This is a genomic window from Rothia sp. HMSC078H08, from assembly GCF_001808955.1.
Taxonomy (GTDB): Bacteria; Actinomycetota; Actinomycetes; order Actinomycetales; family Micrococcaceae; genus Rothia.
Map to the genome: position 1 here is coordinate 35,965 of NZ_KV795243.1, position 21,444 is coordinate 57,408.

Annotated in this window: 14 protein-coding genes; 9 read left to right on the forward strand and 5 right to left on the reverse strand. The window is 60.6% G+C overall.

Going from position 1 to position 21,444, the window contains the following annotated elements:
- Window positions 1-299: 299 nt before the first annotated feature.
- Both HMPREF2528_RS01255 and HMPREF2528_RS01260 read right to left on the reverse strand, forming a co-directional pair.
- Window positions 300-4,286, reverse strand: a complete 3,987-nt coding sequence (locus HMPREF2528_RS01255; protein ID WP_070541704.1) for a S8 family serine peptidase — start codon at window positions 4,284-4,286, stop codon at window positions 300-302.
- 234 nt (window positions 4,287-4,520) lie between these two features.
- On the reverse strand, window positions 4,521-8,468 hold the full coding sequence (locus tag HMPREF2528_RS01260; RefSeq protein WP_141744678.1) for a S8 family serine peptidase: 3,948 nt from the start codon (window positions 8,466-8,468) through the stop codon (window positions 4,521-4,523).
- A gap of 363 nt (window positions 8,469-8,831) precedes the next feature.
- On the opposite strand from HMPREF2528_RS01260, the gene HMPREF2528_RS01265 reads away from it, so the two are divergent.
- The 8 genes from HMPREF2528_RS01265 (at window position 8,832) to HMPREF2528_RS01300 (ending at window position 16,822) form a co-directional block, all read left to right on the forward strand.
- Window positions 8,832-9,446 (forward strand): hypothetical protein, encoded by a 615-nt coding sequence (locus HMPREF2528_RS01265; RefSeq protein WP_070541710.1) that lies wholly within the window; start codon window positions 8,832-8,834, stop codon window positions 9,444-9,446.
- Window positions 9,443-10,276 (forward strand): type VI secretion protein, encoded by an 834-nt coding sequence (locus tag HMPREF2528_RS01270; RefSeq protein WP_070541714.1) that lies wholly within the window; start codon window positions 9,443-9,445, stop codon window positions 10,274-10,276. The genes HMPREF2528_RS01265 and HMPREF2528_RS01270 overlap by 4 nt, the downstream gene beginning before the upstream one ends.
- 116 nt (window positions 10,277-10,392) lie before the next feature.
- Window positions 10,393-11,337, forward strand: coding sequence for an SLC41A family transporter (locus tag HMPREF2528_RS01275; RefSeq protein ID WP_070541717.1), 945 nt, complete (start codon window positions 10,393-10,395; stop codon window positions 11,335-11,337).
- Entirely contained in the window at window positions 11,334-11,996 is a 663-nt protein-coding gene (locus tag HMPREF2528_RS01280) for a hypothetical protein (protein ID WP_070505767.1), read from the forward strand. The genes HMPREF2528_RS01275 and HMPREF2528_RS01280 overlap by 4 nt, the downstream gene beginning before the upstream one ends.
- A gap of 185 nt (window positions 11,997-12,181) precedes the next feature.
- Window positions 12,182-13,351, forward strand: coding sequence for a pyruvate ferredoxin oxidoreductase (locus HMPREF2528_RS01285; RefSeq protein WP_070541720.1), 1,170 nt, complete (start codon window positions 12,182-12,184; stop codon window positions 13,349-13,351).
- Between the two features lie 276 nt (window positions 13,352-13,627).
- On the forward strand, window positions 13,628-14,098 hold the full coding sequence (locus tag HMPREF2528_RS01290) for a DUF4870 domain-containing protein (protein WP_012904287.1): 471 nt from the start codon (window positions 13,628-13,630) through the stop codon (window positions 14,096-14,098).
- A 236-nt stretch (window positions 14,099-14,334) separates the two neighbouring features.
- Window positions 14,335-15,627 carry an adenylosuccinate synthase gene (locus HMPREF2528_RS01295; RefSeq protein WP_012904286.1) on the forward strand — a complete coding sequence of 431 codons (1,293 nt, stop codon included), beginning with the start codon at window positions 14,335-14,337 and terminating at the stop codon, window positions 15,625-15,627.
- A gap of 169 nt (window positions 15,628-15,796) precedes the next feature.
- Window positions 15,797-16,822 carry a magnesium and cobalt transport protein CorA gene (locus HMPREF2528_RS01300; protein ID WP_049357905.1) on the forward strand — a complete coding sequence of 342 codons (1,026 nt, stop codon included), beginning with the start codon at window positions 15,797-15,799 and terminating at the stop codon, window positions 16,820-16,822.
- 66 nt (window positions 16,823-16,888) lie between these two features.
- Here the strand turns inward: HMPREF2528_RS01300 and HMPREF2528_RS01305 are convergent, their stop codons facing one another.
- The 3 genes from HMPREF2528_RS01305 to HMPREF2528_RS01315 all read right to left on the reverse strand — a co-directional run bounded on the left by HMPREF2528_RS01305 (window position 16,889) and on the right by HMPREF2528_RS01315 (window position 20,208).
- Window positions 16,889-17,572 carry an integrase gene (locus tag HMPREF2528_RS01305; protein WP_070541724.1) on the reverse strand — a complete coding sequence of 228 codons (684 nt, stop codon included), beginning with the start codon at window positions 17,570-17,572 and terminating at the stop codon, window positions 16,889-16,891.
- A 286-nt stretch (window positions 17,573-17,858) separates the two neighbouring features.
- The gene (locus HMPREF2528_RS01310) at window positions 17,859-18,911 is read right to left on the reverse strand and encodes a FecCD family ABC transporter permease (protein WP_049357901.1); all 1,053 of its coding nucleotides are present in this window, start codon (window positions 18,909-18,911) and stop codon (window positions 17,859-17,861) included.
- Window positions 18,912-18,936: 25 nt separating this feature from the next.
- Window positions 18,937-20,208, reverse strand: coding sequence for a FecCD family ABC transporter permease (locus HMPREF2528_RS01315; RefSeq protein ID WP_012904282.1), 1,272 nt, complete (start codon window positions 20,206-20,208; stop codon window positions 18,937-18,939).
- Between the two features lie 123 nt (window positions 20,209-20,331).
- On the opposite strand from HMPREF2528_RS01315, the gene HMPREF2528_RS01320 reads away from it, so the two are divergent.
- Complete coding sequence (locus HMPREF2528_RS01320) at window positions 20,332-21,351, forward strand: ABC transporter substrate-binding protein (RefSeq protein ID WP_070541902.1); 1,020 nt, start codon at window positions 20,332-20,334, stop codon at window positions 21,349-21,351.
- Window positions 21,352-21,444: the final 93 nt, after the last annotated feature.

A 21,444-nucleotide genomic window follows, 5' to 3' on the forward strand; every position in this document is an offset into this window, starting at 1 on the left:
TTCTAGGGGTCTTCAGCCCGTACTTCAACGACGGGGTTCAAGCGGGCGCTGAAAGAACCCTCACCATTGTCTCAAGGAGAGGGGTGTTTAACCTAGTCAGACTCGTGAAACACCGCGGTGCGGAACGTAACAACGGCGAGGGGGCCGTACCGGGCAGCATTGCTGCGCGCGGTACGACCCCCCCTCGCCCATGACCAGAATTAGCCGCTGACCGGGACCAGCCGTGACTCACCGGCACCTCAGCCGGGGCGGCACCCCTGCCTACGCGGTGGGCCGGTCAGCAGGTCAGCCGGGCCTCACTACTGGTCGGCGCTGTACCCCAGCACGCTCGTGCTGTAACGGAACACGAACGCCGCCATAGCGTCGCGGTGCACCGGCTCCACGGGGCGGAACGAACCATCGGGCCAGCCGGTGGTCACGCCCTGCGAGGCCAGCCAGCTGATCTCGCGGTAGAACAGGTTATCCGTCGAAACGTCCGTGAAACGGGCCTGGGCGGGAGCCTCGTACGCGGGCGAACCTGCGTAACGGTAGAAGAACGCGGCCATCGAGTCACGGTTCACCGAGGAATCGGGGCGGAACGTGCCGTCCGACCAGCCGGTCGTGATGCCCTGGGCCTTCATCCACTCAATCTCCTTGTAGTAGGGGTGGTTGAGCGGAACGTCCTTGAAGCTGGGCGTACTCGGGGCGGTGAACTGCGGCGAGCCGCTCATGCGGTAGAAGTACGCGGCCATGGTGGCACGGTCCATGTTGTTCAGCGGACGGAAGGTGCCGTCCGGGTAGCCGCGGTCAATCTGGTGCGAGGCAATCCAGGTGATTTCGCGGTAGAACTGGTTCTCCGGCGGAACATCCCTGAAGCGTGCCTCGTGGATGGTACGCGGAACGTCCACGACCTGTGCACGGTCGCCAGCGGCAACACCGTTAGCGGTCTTACGGCCGCTCAGGTCACCGGTCGCGTTGTGCATGTGCAGGAACAGAGCCTGACGCTCCTTGTTGTTGTTCTTGCGGTGAACGGTCAGCTGACCGCCGTCACGATCCACGAACAGGCCGGGTACGCCCGACTCCTCACCGGTGAACCACACACCGGGGTTGAACGGGGAGAAGGTGATCGCATCCGTCGCATCGACGTAGGAGTTACCCTCGTTGTACCAGGTGTCGGTCTGCACCGTGTACTTGATGCTCTGAGCCTTCTCAGCGGTCAGGCCCAGGTCCTTCAGCGGCACACCCAGAATCATGGTGTTGGTGTCCATGGTGTTGGTGTCGGTGTCACCCCAGGCGCTGTTCAGCGGGTAGCGCGCCACCACGGTGGATGCTTTACCGGAGATGGACCAGACCTTCACCAGCGGGTAGTCCAGACCCTTCTCTCGGGTTACCTCGAGCGTGTAGTCGGCCTTCGAATCACCGGTGGTGTCAATCTGCACCTGTACCTGACGGCCCCAGTGCATGCTGTCCCAGGTGCCCCAGGTCGAAATGCCGAAGAACAGAGAACCATCGTTCGGGTTCTTGCCGGCAGCCTTCAACGCCGGAGCGTCCGAGGCAGCACCCACATACTGCAGGTCAACAGCCTGGTTCGACGGCAGCTTCAGCTGACCGGTCGGAATACGGCCGCTGACCGCACCCAGCTCGAACGCACCCAGCAGCGAACGGTAACCGCCCTGGTTCAGGGTCGTACCGCGCAGAGTCACCGTGGACTCCTTATCGGCGATGCCCTTGTAATCAATACGGGACGCATCAACACGCATCTTCGAGACAGGCTTCGGTGCCACGTGAATCGACTGGCGGATCGCCTCGCGGCCATTCTCAGAGAAAATCAGGCGACCAGAAGCGCTCGCAATGTACTGGCGCTTACCGGCAATCAGAGTCTTACCGGTCGTCCAGTCCTGAGCGACCTGGTCGGCGCTCATCGCCGGGTCCATGGTCTTCTCAAGCTTGGAGGGGTCGATGCGTACGGTCACGGTCACGTTCTTACGCTCACCGGCACCCACGCTCACCTGCCGCGGGTAGGAGTACTCCACACCCGGGATGGTCGTGCTTGCCTCGTAGCTCAGAGTGTAGGTGTGAGCCTGCGAATCGGTGTTGTCCAGAACGATTTCACGCTGAACAGTCTGAATACCCGAATCGGGGGTGTACTCCAGCACACCAAACGCGGTCGAAACACGCTCGGGGGTCTTCGCATCGTACGCAATGACCTTCGCGTCCACGGCAGCGCGAGCATTCACCATGCCCGTACCCACACGATCCACCGCGTACTGCGCACCCTGCTCATTCTTGATCGGGGTGGACGCGCCGTTCATCAGCGCAGCCTTAATCATCTGCGGGTTGTAATCCTGATGCGCCTGCATCACGAGGGCGGCGATACCGGTCACGTGCGGGGTTGCCATGGAGGTACCGGTGAAGGAAACACCCCTATTACCCGTACCCACAGCGGCAGACACAATCTCAGTACCCGGTGCCGCAAGGTCAGGCTTAATGAAGCCATCAGAACCGTGCTGACCGCGAGCGCTCGAGGAATTCAAATCAAAAGCGTGCGAGTGAGGACCGCGGCCCGAAGCCTTGTAGTCCAGGTTCATCTCAACGGTCACCGGACCGGCAGCCAGAGCCTTCTCCAGGTCCTTCGTCGAAGAAGCAGTCAGACGCAGACCCGGAATGGTCGCATTACCGCCAATGCCGATCGTGTAGCGCTCAGCCTTACCGGCCATCACCACGCCAACACCGCCGGCAGCCTGAACGTTATCGAAACGCACCTTCGAACCGCACGGGAACGACAAGTCGTCCTGATCCCACTCGAAGTAAACCCACTTACCCTTCAAAGCCTTCGCCTCATCAGCGGTGAAAGCCTCGCAAGCGTAACGGTTACGCTTCGGTGCGGCAACAACCTCGCCGCGCAACTGATCAGCGGACGCCTTCGAATAATCGAAGTTCACCGAATAATCACCCTGCAACCACTCCAAACCAGTCTTCGTGGTCACGCGGGCACGGTCAATCGGCTGAGTCGAACCGTAAGCGTTCGCCACCGACAGTGCCGCAGCTGCATTCGCCGGGCTACCCGAATCGGAGTAGGTGTCACCCACACCGTTGTAGTTATTGGCGTTACCGGCAGCAGCCACAGTGAACACACCCTGGCGCGCCATCGTATTAATCATGTACGACTCAGGGTCGTCAGCCGGAGCGAACTCGCCACCGAGCGACAGGTTCACAATGTCGGCGCGGTCAGAGAAATCACCGTCACCATTCGGGTCCATCACGGTATCGAGCGCCTTCATCACAACACTCGAATTGCCGTAGCAACCGAACACACGAATCGCCAAAATCTGAGCATCAGGAGCAGTACCGGGGCCAATAGACATGCCCTTCAGCTGCTCCTCCGTCAGGTTCTTGTAATCGCCACGGTAAGTCGTACCGTTCGCCGTCACACCATAACCGGCGGCAGTACCCGCCACGTGCGTGCCGTGACCGCCAGAACCGAAGCCGTCCGGGCGGCAGTCCAGCGGGTTATTATCGGGCTGCGGAGTCGACTTCTCAGCCACCGACGCATTGTAGTCATCACCGACCAGGTCAATGCCGCCAATGAACTTATTACGATCAATCAGGCCCGAATCAGCGGACGGAAGCTCCGTCATGGCCTTGGCCTTCAGATAGGCGTCCACGGTTCCGGGGCCGCCAAAGTCGGCGTGAGTGTAGTCCACACCGGAGTCAACAACCGCAATCTTCACGCCCTTACCCGTGTACCCCGTGTGATCGCGGGTCCAGGTGGCGAGGGTCTTCGTATCAATCTCGCTACCGGAGTTCATGCGCTCCTTCGCGATAATCGGCGAAATACGCTCCACATCAGGGCGCTCCGCCAACGCACGAATCTGCGCAGCATCACCAGTAATCGCCGCACCACGCATCGCATTATGCGTGGTGTACATCAGCTTCGCGCCAGAAGCAGCCGCCACAGACTGAGCCTGCGACTGCACCTGAGCTGCAATAGCCTGCACCTGCGCCTGACGGTTCGCCGGCGCCTCCTTACGTGCCAGAACAGCCGCGGACTGGGTCTGCTCATACGCGCCCTTGCCCTTGAACTGAACATACACGGTGACCTGGCCTTCAGCCTTCTGCAGGCCCGGGCTGATACGCGAGGCAGCGTCACCGGATGCGCTCGCAGTGCTTCCTTCGACCTGCTGGGGGCTCTGAGCGTGAGCTGCAGAGAAAGTGGCGGGAACGCCGAGAGTAAGGGCAAGAGCCGCACTCAAACCGGTCGCACCGACAGCCTTCATTCTGCGGCGTGGCGCATGAGGCGTTGTCATGGAATCCTCCTTCGGATTTTCTATTTTTCGATAGTGCTGTGTGCTCTGTGGTTGTGTATCGGTGATACGCGGAGGCGGCCCCACCGGCAGACGACGAGTGAGTGCATCCGCCGGTGAAACCGCCACCAAAACTTGAGAGGTTCCGGGGTCTTCAGGCCCCGGAGCCTGCCGGTTCCGGGTACCCCTCCCACCCCATGCAGGAGGTGGGAGAGGACCCGAACCATTCGCTACCGTCTAGCGGCCGGCCTGGTTAGCAACCTTCTCGGTGTAGCGGTAGATGAACGCAGCCATTGCGTCGCGGGCAATGGGGGTCACCGGGCGGTAGGTGCCGTCCGGCCAGCCGGTGCTGATGCCCTTCGAAGCCAGCCACGTGATTTCACGGTAGAACTGGTTATCGGTGGAAACATCGCTGAAGTGGCTGGTTGCGGGCAGATCCACGTGCGGGGAACCCGCTGCACGGTAGAAGAACGCAGCCATGGCGTCACGGTTCACCGGTGCGGAGGGGCGGAACGTGCCGTCCGAGTAGCCGGTGGTGATGCCCTGAGCCTTCATCCACTCAATCTCCTTGTAGAAGGGGTGCGTGGTGGGCACATCCTTGAAGCTCGGAGTGGAGGGGGCAGTGAACTGCGGGGAACCCTGCATGCGGTAGAAGAACGCCGCCATTGCGCCACGTTCCACGGACTCCAGCGGGCGGTAGGTGCCGTCCGGGTAGCCGGTGGTGATGCCGCGCTGAGCCAACCAAGAGATCTCGGTGTAGAACTGGTCGGTGTTCTTCACATCGGTGAAGCGGGACGGAGTGATGTACTCGGTCTGCTGCTCCTTGATGTTCAGCACCTCGGCGCGGTTGCCCTTGGCGCCGTTGGTACCGGAGAGGTCGCCGGTGCCGTTGTGCAGGTGCAGCAGCAGCGCCTTGGCGGGGGTACCGGATTCGCCGAGCGCGGGGATTGCGTCAGCGGAGCGGTGCGCCGTCAGGGTGGTGGTGGAGGCATCCGGGTGAAGGCCAGCCACGGCGGAGGAGTCGCCGCTGAACCACAGCTTGGGGCTGAAGGGGCGGTACTTGATCCAGCCGGTTTCGCTGACGTTACCCCACTCGTACTGGGTGGTTGCGCTGACTCGGTACTGGATGTCCGGGTTGTTTGCGCTGGTCAGGCCCAGGTCCTTGAGGGGTGCACTCATGATGAGGGTGTTGGTGTCCATCATGTTGGTGTCCACATCACCCCAGGCGCCGTTGAGCGGGTAGTAGCCGAGCTCGACGAGGTTGCCGTTCTTGTATCCGTAGAGGCGAACCAGCGGGTAGTCCAGGCCCTTAGCGCGGTCGGTGACCAGCTTGTAGTCGGCGCGGTTGTTGCCGTCGGTGTCGATTTCTACGGTGAAGGTGTTCTCGTAGGAGACAACATCCCAGTTCGCCCAGGTGGAGATACCGAAGCGCAGGGTGCCGTCATCAGCGTTGCCGCCGGCTGCCTTCAGTGCGGGCGCATCCGAGGAAGCACCGACGTACTGCAGGTTCGCCTTAACGTTGCTGTTCAGCGACAGGGAGGTGGGAGCTACACGGTCCACGCTCGCACCGTACTCGAACGCGCCGAGCAGGGAGCGGTAGCCGCCCTGGTTGACCTCGGTGCCGCGCAGCGAGATCTGGGACTTGACCCAGCCGGTGTCTGCCTTCTGAGCCTCGTCGCTGGAGGGCTTCTGGGTGAAGGTGACGGTGTCTTCGGCAGCGTGCATGGTGCTCACGGGCTTGGGTGCCACGTGAACGGGCAGGCGCAGTGCCTTGGTGCCGTCTTCGGTGAGGACGAGTCGGCCGGATGCGCTGGCAATGTACTGACGGTACTGTGCGGGAACGGTTTCGGTGCCGGTGTAGTACTCAGTTGCGTTCTGGGTGGTGTCCATTGCTGCGTCGCGGGTCTTCTCCAGCTTGGACGGGTCGATGCGCACGGTGACTTCGAACTTCTTAGTTTCACCGGGTGCGAGGGTGACCGCGGAGGGGAAGGAGTATTCCACTCCGGGAATATTAGTGCTTTCAGCGTAGGACAGGGCGTAGGTGTGCGCCACGGAGTCGGTGTTCTCGACCGTCACCTCGCGGGTGAGGGTCTGAACGCCAGCATCCGGTGCGTACTCGAGCACACCGAAGCTCAGGGACACGGTACCGCTCTTGTCAGCGTTGTAGACGAGGGACTTCGACTGCACGGCAGCGAGGGTGTCGACTCGTCCGGCACCCACACGGTCCACCGCGTATGCGGCACCGGATTCAGTGCGCACATCGTGGGTTGCGGTGTTCATGAGGGCGGACTTGACCTGTGCGGGGGTGTAGGTCGGGTGGCTCTGCATGACCAGGGCGGCGGAGCCGGTCACGTAGGGTGCCGCCATGGAGGTGCCGCTGAAGGTCACGGAGTTGTTACCGGTCGCCACCGCCGCGGAGGTGATGTACGAGCCGGGTGCCGCAATGTCGGGCTTGGTGTAGCCGTAGCTGCCGTGGAAGCCGCGGGCACTCATGGGGTTCAGCTGATCCAGCTTATCGGTGTCCACGCGCAGGGAGGACTTCAGCTCGTTGCCGAGGCGCACGGTCAGGGGCTTACCTGCTGCTTCTGCTGCGGTGATCTGTGCACGCAGGTCCTTAGCGGCGGATGCTGCCAGGCGGAAACCGGGCAGGGTATCGTTACCGGCAATACCCAGGCCGGGTTCTTCGTCGTTGCCTGCAAGCAGCACACCCTTGGCGCCTGCCGCCTCCAGGTTGTCGAAGCGCACCTTGGAGCCGCAGGCGAGCTCACCGTCATCTTTAGCCCAGTCGATGAGCACCCACTTGCCCTTTACAGCTGCCGCTTCGTCGGCGCTGAGGGCGTTGCAGGCGTAGCGGTTGTTCTCGGAGATTGCGGTGAGTTCACCGGTAAATTCCTTGCTACCTGCCTGTGCCCAGGGGTAGGAGACGCTGTAGTCGCCGCGTACCTTGCGGGTGGTGCCGGTGGCGGGGTCGGTCAGCTCTGCCGCATCGACAGCGCGGGTGGAACCGTAGGCGTTAGCTACGGTGATTGCGCTGGCTGCGGTGGCGGGGTGACCGGAGTTGGAGTAGGTGTCGCCGCGCAGGCTGTAGTCGTTGGCGTTACCCGCGGAGATCACGGAGAGCACGCCGGCGCGGGTGAGCGCGTCAACGGCGTAGGCTTCGGGGTCATCCTGCGGGGAGAATTCGCCACCGAGGGACATGTTGACCACGTTCACGCGGTCGGAGAAGTCGCCGTCACCGTTGGGGTCGAGGGCACGGTCGAGTGCCTCAATGACGACGTTGGTGCTGCCGGAGCAACCGAAGACGCGGAAGGCGTAGATTTCAGCGTCGGGGGCGACGCCGGGACCGATCTTCATGGTCTTGAGCTGCTCTGCGGTGAGCTTGCTGTAGTCGCCGGTGAAGGTGGTGCCGTCGGCGTTCACGCCGTAGCCTGCCGCGGTGCCCGCCACGTGGGTGCCGTGGCCGCCGGTGGTGCAGTCGAGCGGGTTGCCGTCGGGGGTTGCGGTGTTGGTGCCGTCGTAGGCGTCACCAACGAGGTCGTAGCCGCCAGCAACCTTGGTGCGGTTGATGAGTCCGGAGTCTGCGGAGGGCAGCTCGGTGAGCTTGGATGCCTTCTCGTAGTCTTCGAGCTTGCCGCTACCACCGAAGTCGGTGTGGGTGTAGTCGATGCCGGAGTCGATGACGGCGATCTTCACGCCCTTGCCGGTGTATCCGCCCGCGCCGGCGGGGTTGGTGGTGCCGGTCCAGGTGGCGAGAGAGCCTGCGTCAACGGCGGCGCCCGCGTTCTGGCGGTACTTGGGCAGGATGGGCGAGATCTTCTCTACGTCGGAGCGGTTGGCGAGTGCCTTGATGGACTCGGCGTCACCGCGCACTGCCACGCCGCGTACTGCGTTGTGGGTGGTGTAGAGGACCTGCGCGCCGGACTGGCTGCTGACTTGCTGTGCCTGGCTCTGCACCTGGGAGGCGATTGCCTGCACCTGTGAGCTGGTGTTGACGGGTGCCTGCACGCCGGCGCGTACGCCTGCGGGCTGGGTCTGTTCAAAGGCGCCCTTACCCTTGAAGCGGACGAAGGCGGTGACGGTGCCGCTGGCGTTCTTCATGCTTTCGCTGAGTACCTGCTTGACGGCGTCGGGGTCTTCCGCGGCGTGGGCGGTGGTGCCCAGGGCTGCGAGGGGGCTCAGCGCCATGCTGAGGGTGAGTAGCCCGCTGCCGATTCGGCGTCGATGCGACCGGCCGCGGGGGTTTGGGGAGGCGGTGTGTGTCACGGTGCTCCTTTGCTTGGCTCCCGGGGTGTTTCTGGGAGGCTGGTGTGTTTTTCTAGTGGGTTCCAGCTGGGCTTGAACACACTAGATGTGAACTAGGATACACCTCAAAGTGGCTTGTGAAGCGTTTATTACTTCTAAATGCATCAAATTGTGGACATGTTCGACCCTTTTCTTTTTCACGTTTTTCATTTGCATTTGGGTTCAGGTTCTTTTCAGGTTCGGTTGTTACTGTAAAACCATCTATTGAACATCTATCAAAAATGATGGGATAGGGAGGGTCGAACCATGGTCAAGCGACGCGTTTCCACTGAGGATTCTGTTCTGCTGATGTCACCCCAGGTTATGCACGGCCGCCCCGGTCCACGGTTGGAACGCATCCATAGGGGAGAGGTGCAGGGTACCCTCACCGAGTACAGCTCATCCGCCTGGCAGATTGGCGATGTGGTAGGCTACGCCCCCATGGAAAAGCCCCGCGAAACCTTCAATGCGAAGGGCTTCTTCACTGATTGGAGCGGCTTCACCTGGTACGTGCTGGGTCCACTGCTGCGGATGGTGTTCTGGGTAGCTCTCTTGATCGCGCCGGTGAGCCCAATGTTCCTCTCCCAAGGTCCTTGGGGAATAAGTGAGGAAATAGGGACGGTGATCTTGATGGTCATCTTTATCCCCCCGCTACTACTCATTGTGGGTTTCGTCGGCATCCTCGCAGGACTCTGGTGGCTGTTCCTCTGCGTAGGAAAGTTTCTGAATGCTGTTGGGGATGCCATCGAATCGACGCGCCTGCTCGTTAGACAGCACAAGATTCAGCAGGATTTTCAATTCCGGCTGGTGTGCGAGTGTACCCCGACCACTGTTAGTTCACCCGCGGTATCACTGCGTCACACTGCTGAGGAGGAATCATGACTGCCGATAAGAAGCAACCCATCGACAATCAATCTGTTTCCCCTAGTCAGCGTGTTTTGAAGGTGGCGCCCCATGTGTATTACGGTCGCCCCAATACGCAGCTGATGCGCATCCACGCAGATGATGTTCAGGGAACTCTCCCCAATGGAGAATCGCCGGAGGAACACGGCGGCGAGCTGGTTGGTTACTGCCCTCTGCCGGTTCCTAACCGCAAGCCCCACACTGGTAGACGCGTGGTGGAGGTGCTGGTGTACCTAGCGTTGGCTATCGCGGCGAATCCTTTCGTATATTTCTTGTTGCCTTCTTATACCCTGAGCGAAGAAACTCTAGGTTCTCTTTACCTGGCAGGCATAGGATTTTCGGTGCTGAGCATCGGTATTCTTCCGCTAACGCTGTTCTTTTTCTCTCTGTGGGCTCTCATCAATTTCTTAGGTGTGATGGTGCGGCTCATCTGGAGGCGTAAGGCCGGGGAGAAACTTACGTTCCGGCTGGTGTATGACTGCGCCCCGCCCTCTAAAACAAACCAGGAGCGCTACGCTTCGCGGCATCGTAGTGGCATTACTCAGCCGGTGACGAGTTTTGGCGGTTCGTCTGATTCATCTCAGAAGGGGGAGGCGAAGCTTCTGTTCTTTGCCGTTTCCGTACTGAATCCTTATATTGCGGCGGGGATTCTCTCCATTACGGGCCTGTTCGGGGCGGGGCCACTCGTCGCAGCTCTCTTTATGATGGTGAATCAGGTGAGCGCAGGGCTCATGGGGATTCCCGGCATCATCTGGTTTGTGGCGTGGATTCTGAGCATCGTGCGGCTTAACGAAGCGGCCGAGGCTTAAGCAGACTAGCCACTGGCTCAAAGAACAGCTACGGGATTGAGCCCCCGCGCACCGAACACACAATGTAGACAACACAACAGACACTAACAAGCAGACAAGCATTGGAGGAGGTCACCGTGGTGGAGCATAGCGAAGCACCGAAAAACCCTCAGAACCCAACCGAGAAGAGTGATAGCGAGTATCAGCCCCTGTGGGATATGGATCAGCCCGCACCCGAATACTCGGCTTTGCTTCTTCACGGAACGCCGGTTCCCGCACCGACCGGGGGTATTCCCGAGCCGGTGAAGGAGGTCATGGAAATACAGAAGGCTCATTCTGCATCCGCGTCTGCTGGCCCATCGGTTCCTACAACACCTGATTCTGCAGTGCCCGCTCCTGCAGCGTCTATTCTGCCGGTTTCTGCTCCTGCGCCCTCTGTGCAGGCTGCGTACTTTTTCCCTTCGGCGACGGGTCACCCGGTGCTGAACCGGCCGCTGTATGGCCGCCCGGGCCCCACGATGCGCCGCATGTCCCCCATGGGCACGGATGCTGGCGCATCTGCACACCGGCAGGTGCCGACCGCTTTTCCTGCCTGGATGGATGAGAAAGTAGTCGGTACTCCGCGACCTATCGGGTATATCTCAGCAACCCCACTTGCGGGCAAGGTGCGCGGATCAGACCTGTGGAAGAAGGCCTGGCCTGAGCTCATTGCCCTCTTCTTCGTGGGTGTGGTGTTAAATCCCCTGACTTATCTTCTGTTGGCTACCGTTACAGGGGACCCTCAGATCGGTGGGTATGTCTTCTACTACTTCTTGATGCTTTCTCTGCTGACGATGGGTCTTCCCATGTTCTTGTGGGGTGGGGCACTGTTTTTTGCGCTAGTCCGAGTTAGCCGAAAGTACCGGGCACTGAAGTGGGAGGCTATGCCGCTTGGGTCGTTCTGGTTCTATCTGGTGTACGACCGTCTGCCCAAGAACACCGAGGAAATGCAGGGAATCCTGGGCGCAACGTCTTCGATGTCCTCTGCGGCGGTTGCTCCTACCCCTGCGCCGCCGAACTCACATATGGGCGGCGCATCATGACCGGCGGAGCGCAGGCGCAGACCCCGCAATGGCGTATGGATTCCTTCACCGTTGATGCCGCCCTGCCTGTGGCGACGGAACCTGTCTACGGTATTCCCGACCCAAGTCTGCAGCCCATGCAACTACTGAGTGCGCTGTCGAAGGATGCCGGACCCACGCAGGTGGCTTCCGTGCGCTGGCAGAATCAGCCCGGCACCGCGACGGCTCTGTCTGAACCGGCTCTGTCAGCACCGGGGGAAGACACCGGCGAAGCTCGGGTTGTTGGCTACATCCCCGCAAGTACACCGGAGGCCACCGTTGATTGGGCTAAGGCTCGTCTCGGGTACATGTGGTGGCTGGTTTTGTGTGTGGTGTTGCAGGTGATTAACCCGTTCCTTGTGCTACCCCTGCTGTACATGGTGAATGAGCGGGTTGCCGGGGAGGTTCTTGGCGCCTATTTCTTTGTCTGGCTGTATTCGTTTTTTACGGTGCCCTTTATCTGGCTTGGCTTGATGATTTATTCGCTGGTGAAGCTCTCGCAGAAGCGGCGGGAGGCGGTAGCGAGGGCAACGACGTACGGTGCGTTCTGGTACCACCCGGTGTACGACCGCACCCTGCAGGAGGGTGCCCACCCGGACGAAGCGGGGGAGCCCGAGGGAGTGTCAGTGCCGGCGGAGTAGCTTCCCGCAAATGCCCCCAGTAGACCCCTGGTAACGTTGAACCCCCGGCAGTGTTAACACGTGCGTGTTGGCGCTTGTCGGGGGCTTTTTCTCAGCTTTTATCAGGCAGGTTTCAAGGGACTGCCCAGCGCCCGCTGGTACGGTGGTGCCACTAGGAGTATGTCTGGTAAGCGAAGGAGACGACCATGGCAGACCGCCCCACTGAAAAGAAGGAAACTGCAAAGAAGGACGAGGCGTACCAGCCCCTCTGGGACACCGACCAGTCCGTCCCGGAATACATGACGCTACTCATGGGCGAGCAGACGCAGAAAAATGAAGACGCTGAGCTATATGAAGAATCCGACGACGAAGAGCTAGAACACCCCGACCCCGATTATGAATACGTCTACCCGGGTGCCCCCAAGCGCTACGACTCCGCGCGGAAAGACTCAGAAGACGAACCCGAAGACTCTCATGACACCGACAAAATCGACGAGCCGGAAGACACCTCAGAAGATACCTCAGAAGACACCCCGGAAGATACTCACGAATCTCGCAAGGACGACGAGGCGAACCACCCGGTAGCGCTCGCCTCCACTGAACAGGCTCAGCAAGAGCAGACTCAGGCAACGCACGCCTACGGCGAGTACGTTCGGCTGGAACACCTCGGTCTGCAACCGGGCGCTATTCTGCCGGTCATCCCCGACCCGCTCTTCGGCACCCCCGACTCAAAACTCATCGAAATGCGCCTACTGGACCGCTCCCACGACGAGTCCGCACCCATGCAGGCGTGCGCTGCCCACCTGAACCCGGTCAAGAATGAGGAGAACCCCACCTCGCGGGCGGCAATGATCCAGCCGGTAGGCTACGTTCCCATCAATAATCCGTTTGCTGGCTCCAACATTGAAGAGATCGAGAGTCAGCGCACATTCTGGAAGACCGTGCTTATTGTCCTGCTGATACTGAACCCGTTTGTGCTGGTTCCTCTGGTGAGTATGTTCGATAGTAGTGCTGGCATGTCGATGCTGCTCTTCTTCATCACTATCGGCGTGGGATCGTTGTTTGTGGTGCCGATCCTATGGATTGTGGGTATTGTTCAGGCGGTGAAGCGTAAGAATCAGCTGAGGGAACTCCTCCAGAAAATAGAGACGGCACATGCCGAGTTCTGGTACTACCTCGTGTACAACCGCCTGCCGGACGGCTACACGGGCGTCAATGGCTTCACGAAGGAAGAAGAGGATTCTTTCTCGGTGTACGAGTTTCTGAAAAAGCAAGAACACGCAAAGCTACACGAGGCCGCCGCACAGCGCGAGGCTGCCGCACTACATAAGCCCGCCGCGCATCCTGCGCTCGCTGATGAAGAGAAACAGGACTAACCTCGGCCAGCCCACACCGTATAACGACCTGCCCCTCCACGTACGTAACACCGCGTGGAGGGGCAGGGGCGTCTTTTTGTGTCATATTCGGGTTTCTTCGCCTGCTGTCCGGCGAGGGTTAATATTCCATTTACCTTGCCTTGATAGGGTGAAACCATCACGAGCGTTGCGACCAAGTAGAGCGAGGCGGGCACCCTCCGAGAACGGCGAGTTAGCCTGCCGCCGCACCTCAACGATTAGCTGTATCCACTCATCGATAGATTAAGGAAAAGAACGATGTCCCAGAACCCGAACCCTGAACAGTACAACCAGTACTCCCAGCAGGCACCCTCCTACTCGCAGGCGCCGGGTCAGCAGCCCAACGGTTACGTAGTCTCCTCCAAGGACGACCAGAACATGGCGATGCTCGCGCACCTGGCTTCTGCAATTCTGTCTCTGCTGTCCTTCGCATCCGCAAGTATTCTCGCGCCGCTGGTCATGTGGTTCATCTACAAGGACAAGCCCGGTTACTCCTTCACTAAGGAAGCATCCCGCCGCGCGTTCAACTTCAACTTCTCCCTGTGGGTCATCAGCATGGCTTCCTGGCTGCTGATTATTCTGACCTTCGGCATCCTGGGCATCATCCTGTGGGTCGTCCCGATGGTTGTGGCTATCCTGATGGTTATCTTCCACAGCCTGGCTGCTCTGGCCGCAAACCGCGGTGAGCAGTACACCTACCCGATGACCTTCATCGAGATCATCAAGTAGTCTTCATAAGCTCATACCGGTAGCGCCCCCGTCCAAATATCGGATGGGGGCGTTGCCGTGCCCGGTGAGGCTCACCGGCACCGTATCCGGCACGCCTACCGCCCCGTCACACGGGACTTAAAGGGGCGGGCACGGTATCATTAGAAGAGGTGTGCCTACCCGGATCATGAGGCGGTAGGTCGCCGCCGCGCCGTGAAATCCGGTGCGTATCTTCAAGGCTTTCAAGGAGCACAAAAATGTCAGCTGTCGTGATTGTGGGCGCCCAGTGGGGCGATGAGGGTAAGGGTAAGGCAACCGACCTGCTCGGCCCCCGCGTAGACTACGTGGTCAAGCCCAACGGCGGTAACAACGCCGGTCACACCGTGGTGGTGAACGGCCAGAAGTTTGAGCTGAAGCTGCTGCCCGCGGGTATTCTGAGCGATAACGCCGTCCCCGTGATTGGTAACGGCGTGGTTGTTAACCCCGAGGCTCTTTTCGCTGAGATTGACGGCCTTGAGGCCCGCGGCGCTGACACCTCCCGCCTGAAGATTTCCGCTAACGCACACCTGGTCGCACCCTACCACCAGACCATGGACAAGGTGACTGAGCGTTTCCTCGGCAAGCGCGCTATCGGCACCACCGGCCGCGGTATCGGCCCGACCTACATGGATAAGGTTGGCCGCCTCGGCATCCGTGTTCAGGACATCCTGGACGAGTCGATCCTGCGTCAGAAGGTTGAAGGCGCACTGCGCCAGAAGAACGAACTGCTGGTGAAGGTCTACAACCGCCGCCACGTTGAGGTTGACGAGATCGTTGAGTACTTCATGTCTTACGCTGAGCGTCTGAAGCCGATGATTGTGGACACCACCCAGCTGCTGAACAAGGCACTGGACGAGGGTAAGACCCTGCTGATGGAGGGCGGCCAGGCAACCTTCCTGGACGTTGACCACGGCACCTACCCGTTCGTGACCTCCTCCAACCCGACCTCCGGCGGCGCGTGCGTCGGTTCGGGGGTGGGCCCGACCCGCATCTCCCGTGTGATTGGTATTCAGAAGGCGTACACCACTCGCGTGGGTGCTGGCCCCTTCCCGACTGAGCTGTTCGATGAGATGGGCGAGTTCCTGCGCACCACCGGCGGCGAGTTCGGCGTGAACACTGGCCGCCCGCGTCGTTGCGGCTGGTACGACGCCGTGCTGGCGCGTCAGGCTGTGCGCATCAACGGTTTCACCGACCTGTTCATCACCAAGCTGGACGTGCTGACTGGCCTGGATAAGATCCCGGTCTGCGTGGCTTACGACGTTGACGGTGTGCGCCACGACGAGATGCCGATGACTCAGACCGAGTTCCACCACGCTAAGCCGATTTTCGAGTACTACGATGGCTGGACCGAGAACATTTCGGATGCGAAGAGCCTGGATGAGCTGCCCGAGAACGCCCGCAAGTACGTGCTGAAGCTGGAAGAGATTTCTGGCTGCCGTATCTCTGCGATTGGTGTGGGCCCGGACCGCGACCAGACCATCGTGGTCCGCGACCTCATCAACGAAGACTAAGCGCAATAGCTCAATACGTGAAAGCCCCCGGAAGGTGCCTGCACGGTACCGGCCGGGGGCTTTTCCATGCCAGGTGCACACGCGGTGCACATGACCAGGCGGGGCGTGTGCCGTATGCTGGAAAGAGCGCCCACACACGTGGCGCCAAAGCGTTCAGAGGAGAAAAACGATGTCCTATATCACCGGAGCTATCTACCCGAGCTCGGACCGCCCTCAGCTGGGTGCCACCGAGGAAGAAACCCTCCGCGCCTACGCGGACGAGAACACCGCCGTAGCCCTCGGATACGCCAACCCCGACATCCACGAACTACACGCCCTGCAAAAAACCTTCAACCTGCACGAACTCGCCATCGAAGACGCCGGACGAGGCCACCAGCGCGCCAAACTAGAACGATACGGCGACTCCCTCTTCACCGTCATCCGCCCCGCCATCTACCTCGACAAAGAAGAAGAAGTGCGCCTCAGCGAACTGCACCTCTTCACCGGCCCCCGCTACACCCTCGCACTCGTTCGCGACGAACAGCGCATCAACGACAAGTTCAACCTGCTCTACGCCACCCCCGATGCATCCCCCGCCCGACTGCTGCACCGCATCCTCGACAGCACCGTCGACAGGTACGCCCCCGTGCTCGAGGGACTCGAGAACGACAACGACGAGATTGAAGACATCCTGTTCTCCGCGCACGACCGCCAAGACGCCAACTCCCTGGCGCAGCGCATATACGAGCTACTCAACCAGGTGATTGACTTTCAGCGAGCCTGCCGACCCCTCGAACCGATGATGGGTCGCATCATTGAAGGCCTACGCACCGGCGCGCTCGACCCGTCCCCCTACCCGGGCGCGAGCCAGGGCGAGGTTGAAGACGAGGCCGTGGAACTTGCCCGCCAGTTCCGTAATGTGCTCGACCACGTGGTGCACACGAAGGAACGCCTTGAGGATCTTCGTAGCTCCCTCGAAAACGCCCTGCGCGTGCACGACACCCTGCTCGGTCAGCAACAGAACGACGACACCAAGAAAATTTCCGCCTATGCGGCGCTACTCATGGTGCCCACCATTGTTGGCTCGGTGTACGGCATGAACTTTGAGGTCATGCCCGAGCTCAAGTGGGAGTTCGGCTACCCGGCGGCCCTGCTGCTGATGCTGGTCTCCTGTCTGCTCCTCTACTGGTTCTTCAAGAAGAATAAGTGGCTCTAACAGTCCACAAAACGCCACTGGCTAGGCCTTTAAACGCGTATGCCGCGTAGGGCATACACACATGCCTTACGCGGCGCGGTCGTACTGTGCGCGCATTGCGCGGCGGCAATCGCGGCGCTCGCGCTTGAACTTCTTACACACAGCCTCCGAATCGGCAAACATGTAGAAGTCCTCCTGCTCAGCCGACAGACCCAAAGTCGACAGCTCAACCATCGTGAGCATTGCGTAGAACGTCTTGCGGCGCAGCTCAAAATTGCAGGCACCCGGAGCTGACTCCACCGCGAATACCGCATCGGTGCACTCCAGAGAACGCATGGCCCAGTGCTTGACCCACAGGTCACCATTGACCGGGCTCACGCCCATGCCGGTCAGCGCCAGACCGGTACCCTGCACACGCTCAAAGCGCAGGCACATCTCCAAGTCCTTTTCCAGGGGGAACACGAACAGCAGAGCGTTCTGCGCCGCCGCACGCAGCTCAGCCAGGTTCGCCTCGTAACCGGAAGCACCCTGAGTCAGGTGACGCATCACGCGGCCCATCGTCGAAGAGGCCGGCGCGGTGCGGAAGCACGAACCGTCAGCCACCAGCTGCTCCAGAACGCCGCGGAGCTCCTCCACGTTGAAACGCTCCATACGGACGATGGTGCCCGCCTGCATCAGCAGGTTGAACTCTGCATCACGGCACAGCTGCTCATCGGCGGTGCAGGAAATCTCTGCGTTTGCGTACTGGCTCTCGTGAGTGGTGTTGTCCATGACCGTTCCTTCCGTAGATGCTGAATCAACCTAGCGGCAACACCGCAGGAGACGGTGTGCCCGGTTGGAAGGATCGTCCCTTCCAACACCTACACTCTATGAGCGACCCCTGACACGATAAGCAGTTTTTAATCTACCCCGGGGTAAAACTGGGAAAATTCTGAAAAATTCTGAAGCCGCCCGCGAAACCCAGTGAAACCGCTCATGAAACCTAGCGAAACAGAGAAAACCGGGTGCCCCCACAGTCGGGAACACCCGGTCACTCATACGGAGTAAGACGGCGCAACTAGCGCTGACGGTACAGCAACCACAGCATATACACGCCACCCAACGCGCCCGTCACCAGGCCCACCGGAATCTGGAACGGCGCCAACGCACGAGCCGACACAAAATCAGCCAGCACCAAAATTACCGAACCCAGCAACGCCGAATGCCACATCGCCATACCCGGAGTGTTCCACAGGCGGCGCGCAATCTGCGGGGCAACCAGCGCCAAGAAACCAATCGGGCCGGCAACAGAAATCGCCACAGCCACCAGGAGTACGGCGGCCGCCACCAGCATGTTCACGGTCCTCTTCACCGGCAGACCCAAACCCGCTGCCAAATCGTCGCCGAGCTCCAAGACGCGCAGGCGATGCGTCAGCATCAGCACCAGCGGAATAGCCACCAGCAGCAGCACTGCCTGCACCGACATCTGATTCCACGACAGCGCATTCAGCGAACCGTGCTGCCAGGTCTTCGCCGCCTCCGCCTTCTCCAAATCACCGCGCGTAATCAGGTAATCATTCACGGAACTGAGCATCGCACTCACCGCAATACCAATCAGCACCATTTTCTGACCCATCGTTGCACCACCGCGCACACCCGCCAGAAGCATCACCACAGCCGCCGTCGCAAAACCGCCAATAATAGCGCCCAGGCCCATACCCACGCCGGTAGAACTCAACGACCCAATCAGCACCACAGACAGGGCACCGGTCGCCGAACCGACCGTGAAACCGATAATATCCGGCGAACCCAGAGCATTACGGGAAACCGACTGAAAAATAGCGCCCGATAAGCCCAAAGCCGCACCCACCACCACGGCGGCAAGCATACGCGGCAGACGCTGATTCAACACCAGCTGACGCTCAATCTCCGTGCCCTCACCCTGAAAAATCAGGCGAAACACCTGATCAGGGCTCATCTGATAACTACCAAACACCAGGGAGGCGACCGCCGCCACCACAAGCACCGCCACCACCAGCAGGGTACGTGGAATAGGGGTGCGGTAACGCCCCGGGATACGCACAGAATCGGCCACAACAGACCCGGCTACAGAACGAGACACAACGCTCACAATAAAACCTCTCAGAAACCGGGGCCTACAAACCAGATACGCCAGTCGAACCAGACGAACCACGTGCAACAGGGCGCTGAGCACGATGCGGACCGTGCTCCGACACATGAGCCGGACCCGACTCATCGTGCGCCTGCGCCTTCGAACCCATGCGGCCCTTCTTCGCACCGCGCGCACCGGTGCTCAAACGCAGCACCAGAACCATCAGCACCGGGGCACCAATAAAGGCGGTCACAATACCCACCTCAAGCTCACTCGGCATCACCAGAACGCGACCCAGAATATCGGAGGCAAGTACCAACACCGGGCCGTACACCAGCGACAGCGGCAGCACGCGCGCAATGTCGGAACCCACTAGCAGACGCACCACATGCGGCACGACCAGACCCACAAAACCAATCGGGCCCGCAACCGCAGTCGCTGCACCGCACAGCGCCATAATCGCAATAATCGTCGCGCCACGCACCATCGTCACCGGCACGCCCAAGCCGGCTGCCGCATCCTCACCGAGTGCCAGGGCACGCAGAGGACCGATCAGCATGAACGACAGCACCAAACCCAACGCAACAAAGGGCAGCGCAGACAGCACCTGCTCAAAGGTGCGGTTCTCCAGCGAACCCACCACCCAGAAACGGTGCGAATCAAAAGCCTTCGAATTAAACATCGTGATAATGCCGGTAATCGTGCCCAGGCAGGCATTCACCGCCACACCCGTCAGCACCAGACGCGCCGTCGAATCCAGGTTCGGTTTAGAATCCACCAGGCCCATGACGAACACCAGCGCCGCCGCCAGACCCGAACCGGCCAGCGCCAGCCAGAGCTGAACGAACGGGGACGACACCCCAAAAACGCCCACACCGACCACCACGGAGGCGGCAGCACCCGAGTTCACACCCAGCAGACCCGGCTCAGCCAGCGGGTTACGGCTCAACGCCTGCATGAGCACACCCGACACCGCCAACGCGGCACCCACCAGCAACGCCGCGGCGGTACGCGGGGCACGCTTCGCCCAAATCAGCTTCGACTCGATGGTGTTCGCCTCCGGGTGGAGGAAACCGTCAATCGAGCGGTCCAGGGTGAACAGGCGCGAACCCACCGTAAACGACAGGGCGCAAAGCAGCACTAGCAGAACGCCGCCGATAATGAGCGCAACCGCCAGACGCGAGATAGACTTGCCACCCTGACCGCCAGAGGAGGCGCCAGATACGGCGTCCGAAGAAGCGGAGAGGGCACGAATTTTCGCCAGGGAAGCAGCGCTAACGGCGGGTCCGGAAGAGGGGGAGGTCTGTGGTGTCATAGGCTTTGGAGGTGGTGGGGGAGCGGTGTGCTTCCGTGCGGACGGAGGATGCTTAACGTATCAATAGATAAGTATTAAGTATCGCATATGCATATATGAGGTTATCCTAATAATATGGCAAATATGACGAACAAGATCACCCGCCGCTCCTTCGGCGCACTCGCACTCGGCTCCTTCGGCGCCCTCGCCCTGGCGGCATGCGGCTCCTCCAACACTTCCGGCTCTTCCTCCGCGTCTGCTTCTGCGACCGGTAAGAAGGTGGCACCCTCCGCGCTGCCCTCCGGCATGGGCACCACCACCGTTGACGGCGAATTCCCCCGCACCGTCAAGCACTTCCGCGGTGAAACCACCATCAAATCCGCACCCTCCAAGGTCGTGATTCTCTCCACCGGTCAGCTCGACGGCGTGCTCTCCCTGGGCATCGTGCCCGTCGGCGCGGCAACCGCCGGTGATGCCGACCTGGTCCCCACCTACCTGAAGACCAAGTTCTCCGATAAGTCCGCAGAGCTCGACAAGATTGCCAAGGTCGGCAAGCGCACCGACCCGGACGTTGAGGCTATCGCGAACCTCAAGCCCGACCTGATCCTCATCAACAACACCAACAAGAAGGACGAGCTGTACGAGTCCCTCGCCAAGATCGCGCCGACCGTGGTCACCGAGGGCACCGGCATCAACTGGAAGCAGGACTTCCTGCTGATTGCCGCCGCGCTGGGCACCACCGAGAAGGCTGAGAAGCTCATGGAGGAGTACAACACCAAGGCGAAGTCGGTCGGTCAGAAGGCTGGCAGCGAGAAGACCTTCTCCTTCCTGTACACTTCCGCTGACCGCACCCGCATCTTCGCGAAGTCCTCGTTCGTGGGCTCCATCTGCGTGGATGCATCCCTGGCACGCCCCGCGGCTGCGCAGGTTGAGAAGACCTCCGTGGACCTGAGCGCCGAGCAGCTCGACCAGGCTGACGCAGACTACCTGTTCTACGGCGTGCAGGGTGGCGACGAGTCCAAGCTGACCAAGGAAGCCCTGTGGAGCACCCTCAAGGCTGTCACCGAGAAGCACGCACACAGCGTGGATCCCGACATGTTCTTCCTGAACGCTGGCCCGGCTGCTGCGCTCGGTGTTCTGGAGACCATCGAGAAGGCGCTCTAAGCCTTTCTCGTCTCGTGTAGAGATTCGTTTTCGCTGGAAGCCCCGCATCTGTATCTTTCACGTCCTGCGCGTGAGGGTGAGGAGGCGGGGCTT

Bases quoted from the DNA above. Each gene is read 5' to 3' on its own strand.
- HMPREF2528_RS01315 (WP_012904282.1), bottom strand. From the start codon at position 20,208: ATGACACCACAGACCTCCCCCTCTTCCGGACCCGCCGTTAGCGCTGCT.
- HMPREF2528_RS01305 (WP_070541724.1), bottom strand. From the start codon at position 17,572: ATGGACAACACCACTCACGAGAGCCAGTACGCAAACGCAGAGATTTCC.
- HMPREF2528_RS01265 (WP_070541710.1), top strand. From the start codon at position 8,832: ATGGTCAAGCGACGCGTTTCCACTGAGGATTCTGTTCTGCTGATGTCA.
- HMPREF2528_RS01285 (WP_070541720.1), top strand. From the start codon at position 12,182: ATGGCAGACCGCCCCACTGAAAAGAAGGAAACTGCAAAGAAGGACGAG.
- HMPREF2528_RS01255 (WP_070541704.1), bottom strand. From the start codon at position 4,286: ATGACAACGCCTCATGCGCCACGCCGCAGAATGAAGGCTGTCGGTGCG.
- HMPREF2528_RS01300 (WP_049357905.1), top strand. From the start codon at position 15,797: ATGTCCTATATCACCGGAGCTATCTACCCGAGCTCGGACCGCCCTCAG.
- HMPREF2528_RS01295 (WP_012904286.1), top strand. From the start codon at position 14,335: ATGTCAGCTGTCGTGATTGTGGGCGCCCAGTGGGGCGATGAGGGTAAG.
- HMPREF2528_RS01260 (WP_141744678.1), bottom strand. From the start codon at position 8,468: ATGGCGCTGAGCCCCCTCGCAGCCCTGGGCACCACCGCCCACGCCGCG.
- HMPREF2528_RS01290 (WP_012904287.1), top strand. From the start codon at position 13,628: ATGTCCCAGAACCCGAACCCTGAACAGTACAACCAGTACTCCCAGCAG.
- HMPREF2528_RS01320 (WP_070541902.1), top strand. From the start codon at position 20,332: ATGACGAACAAGATCACCCGCCGCTCCTTCGGCGCACTCGCACTCGGC.
- HMPREF2528_RS01270 (WP_070541714.1), top strand. From the start codon at position 9,443: ATGACTGCCGATAAGAAGCAACCCATCGACAATCAATCTGTTTCCCCT.
- HMPREF2528_RS01280 (WP_070505767.1), top strand. From the start codon at position 11,334: ATGACCGGCGGAGCGCAGGCGCAGACCCCGCAATGGCGTATGGATTCC.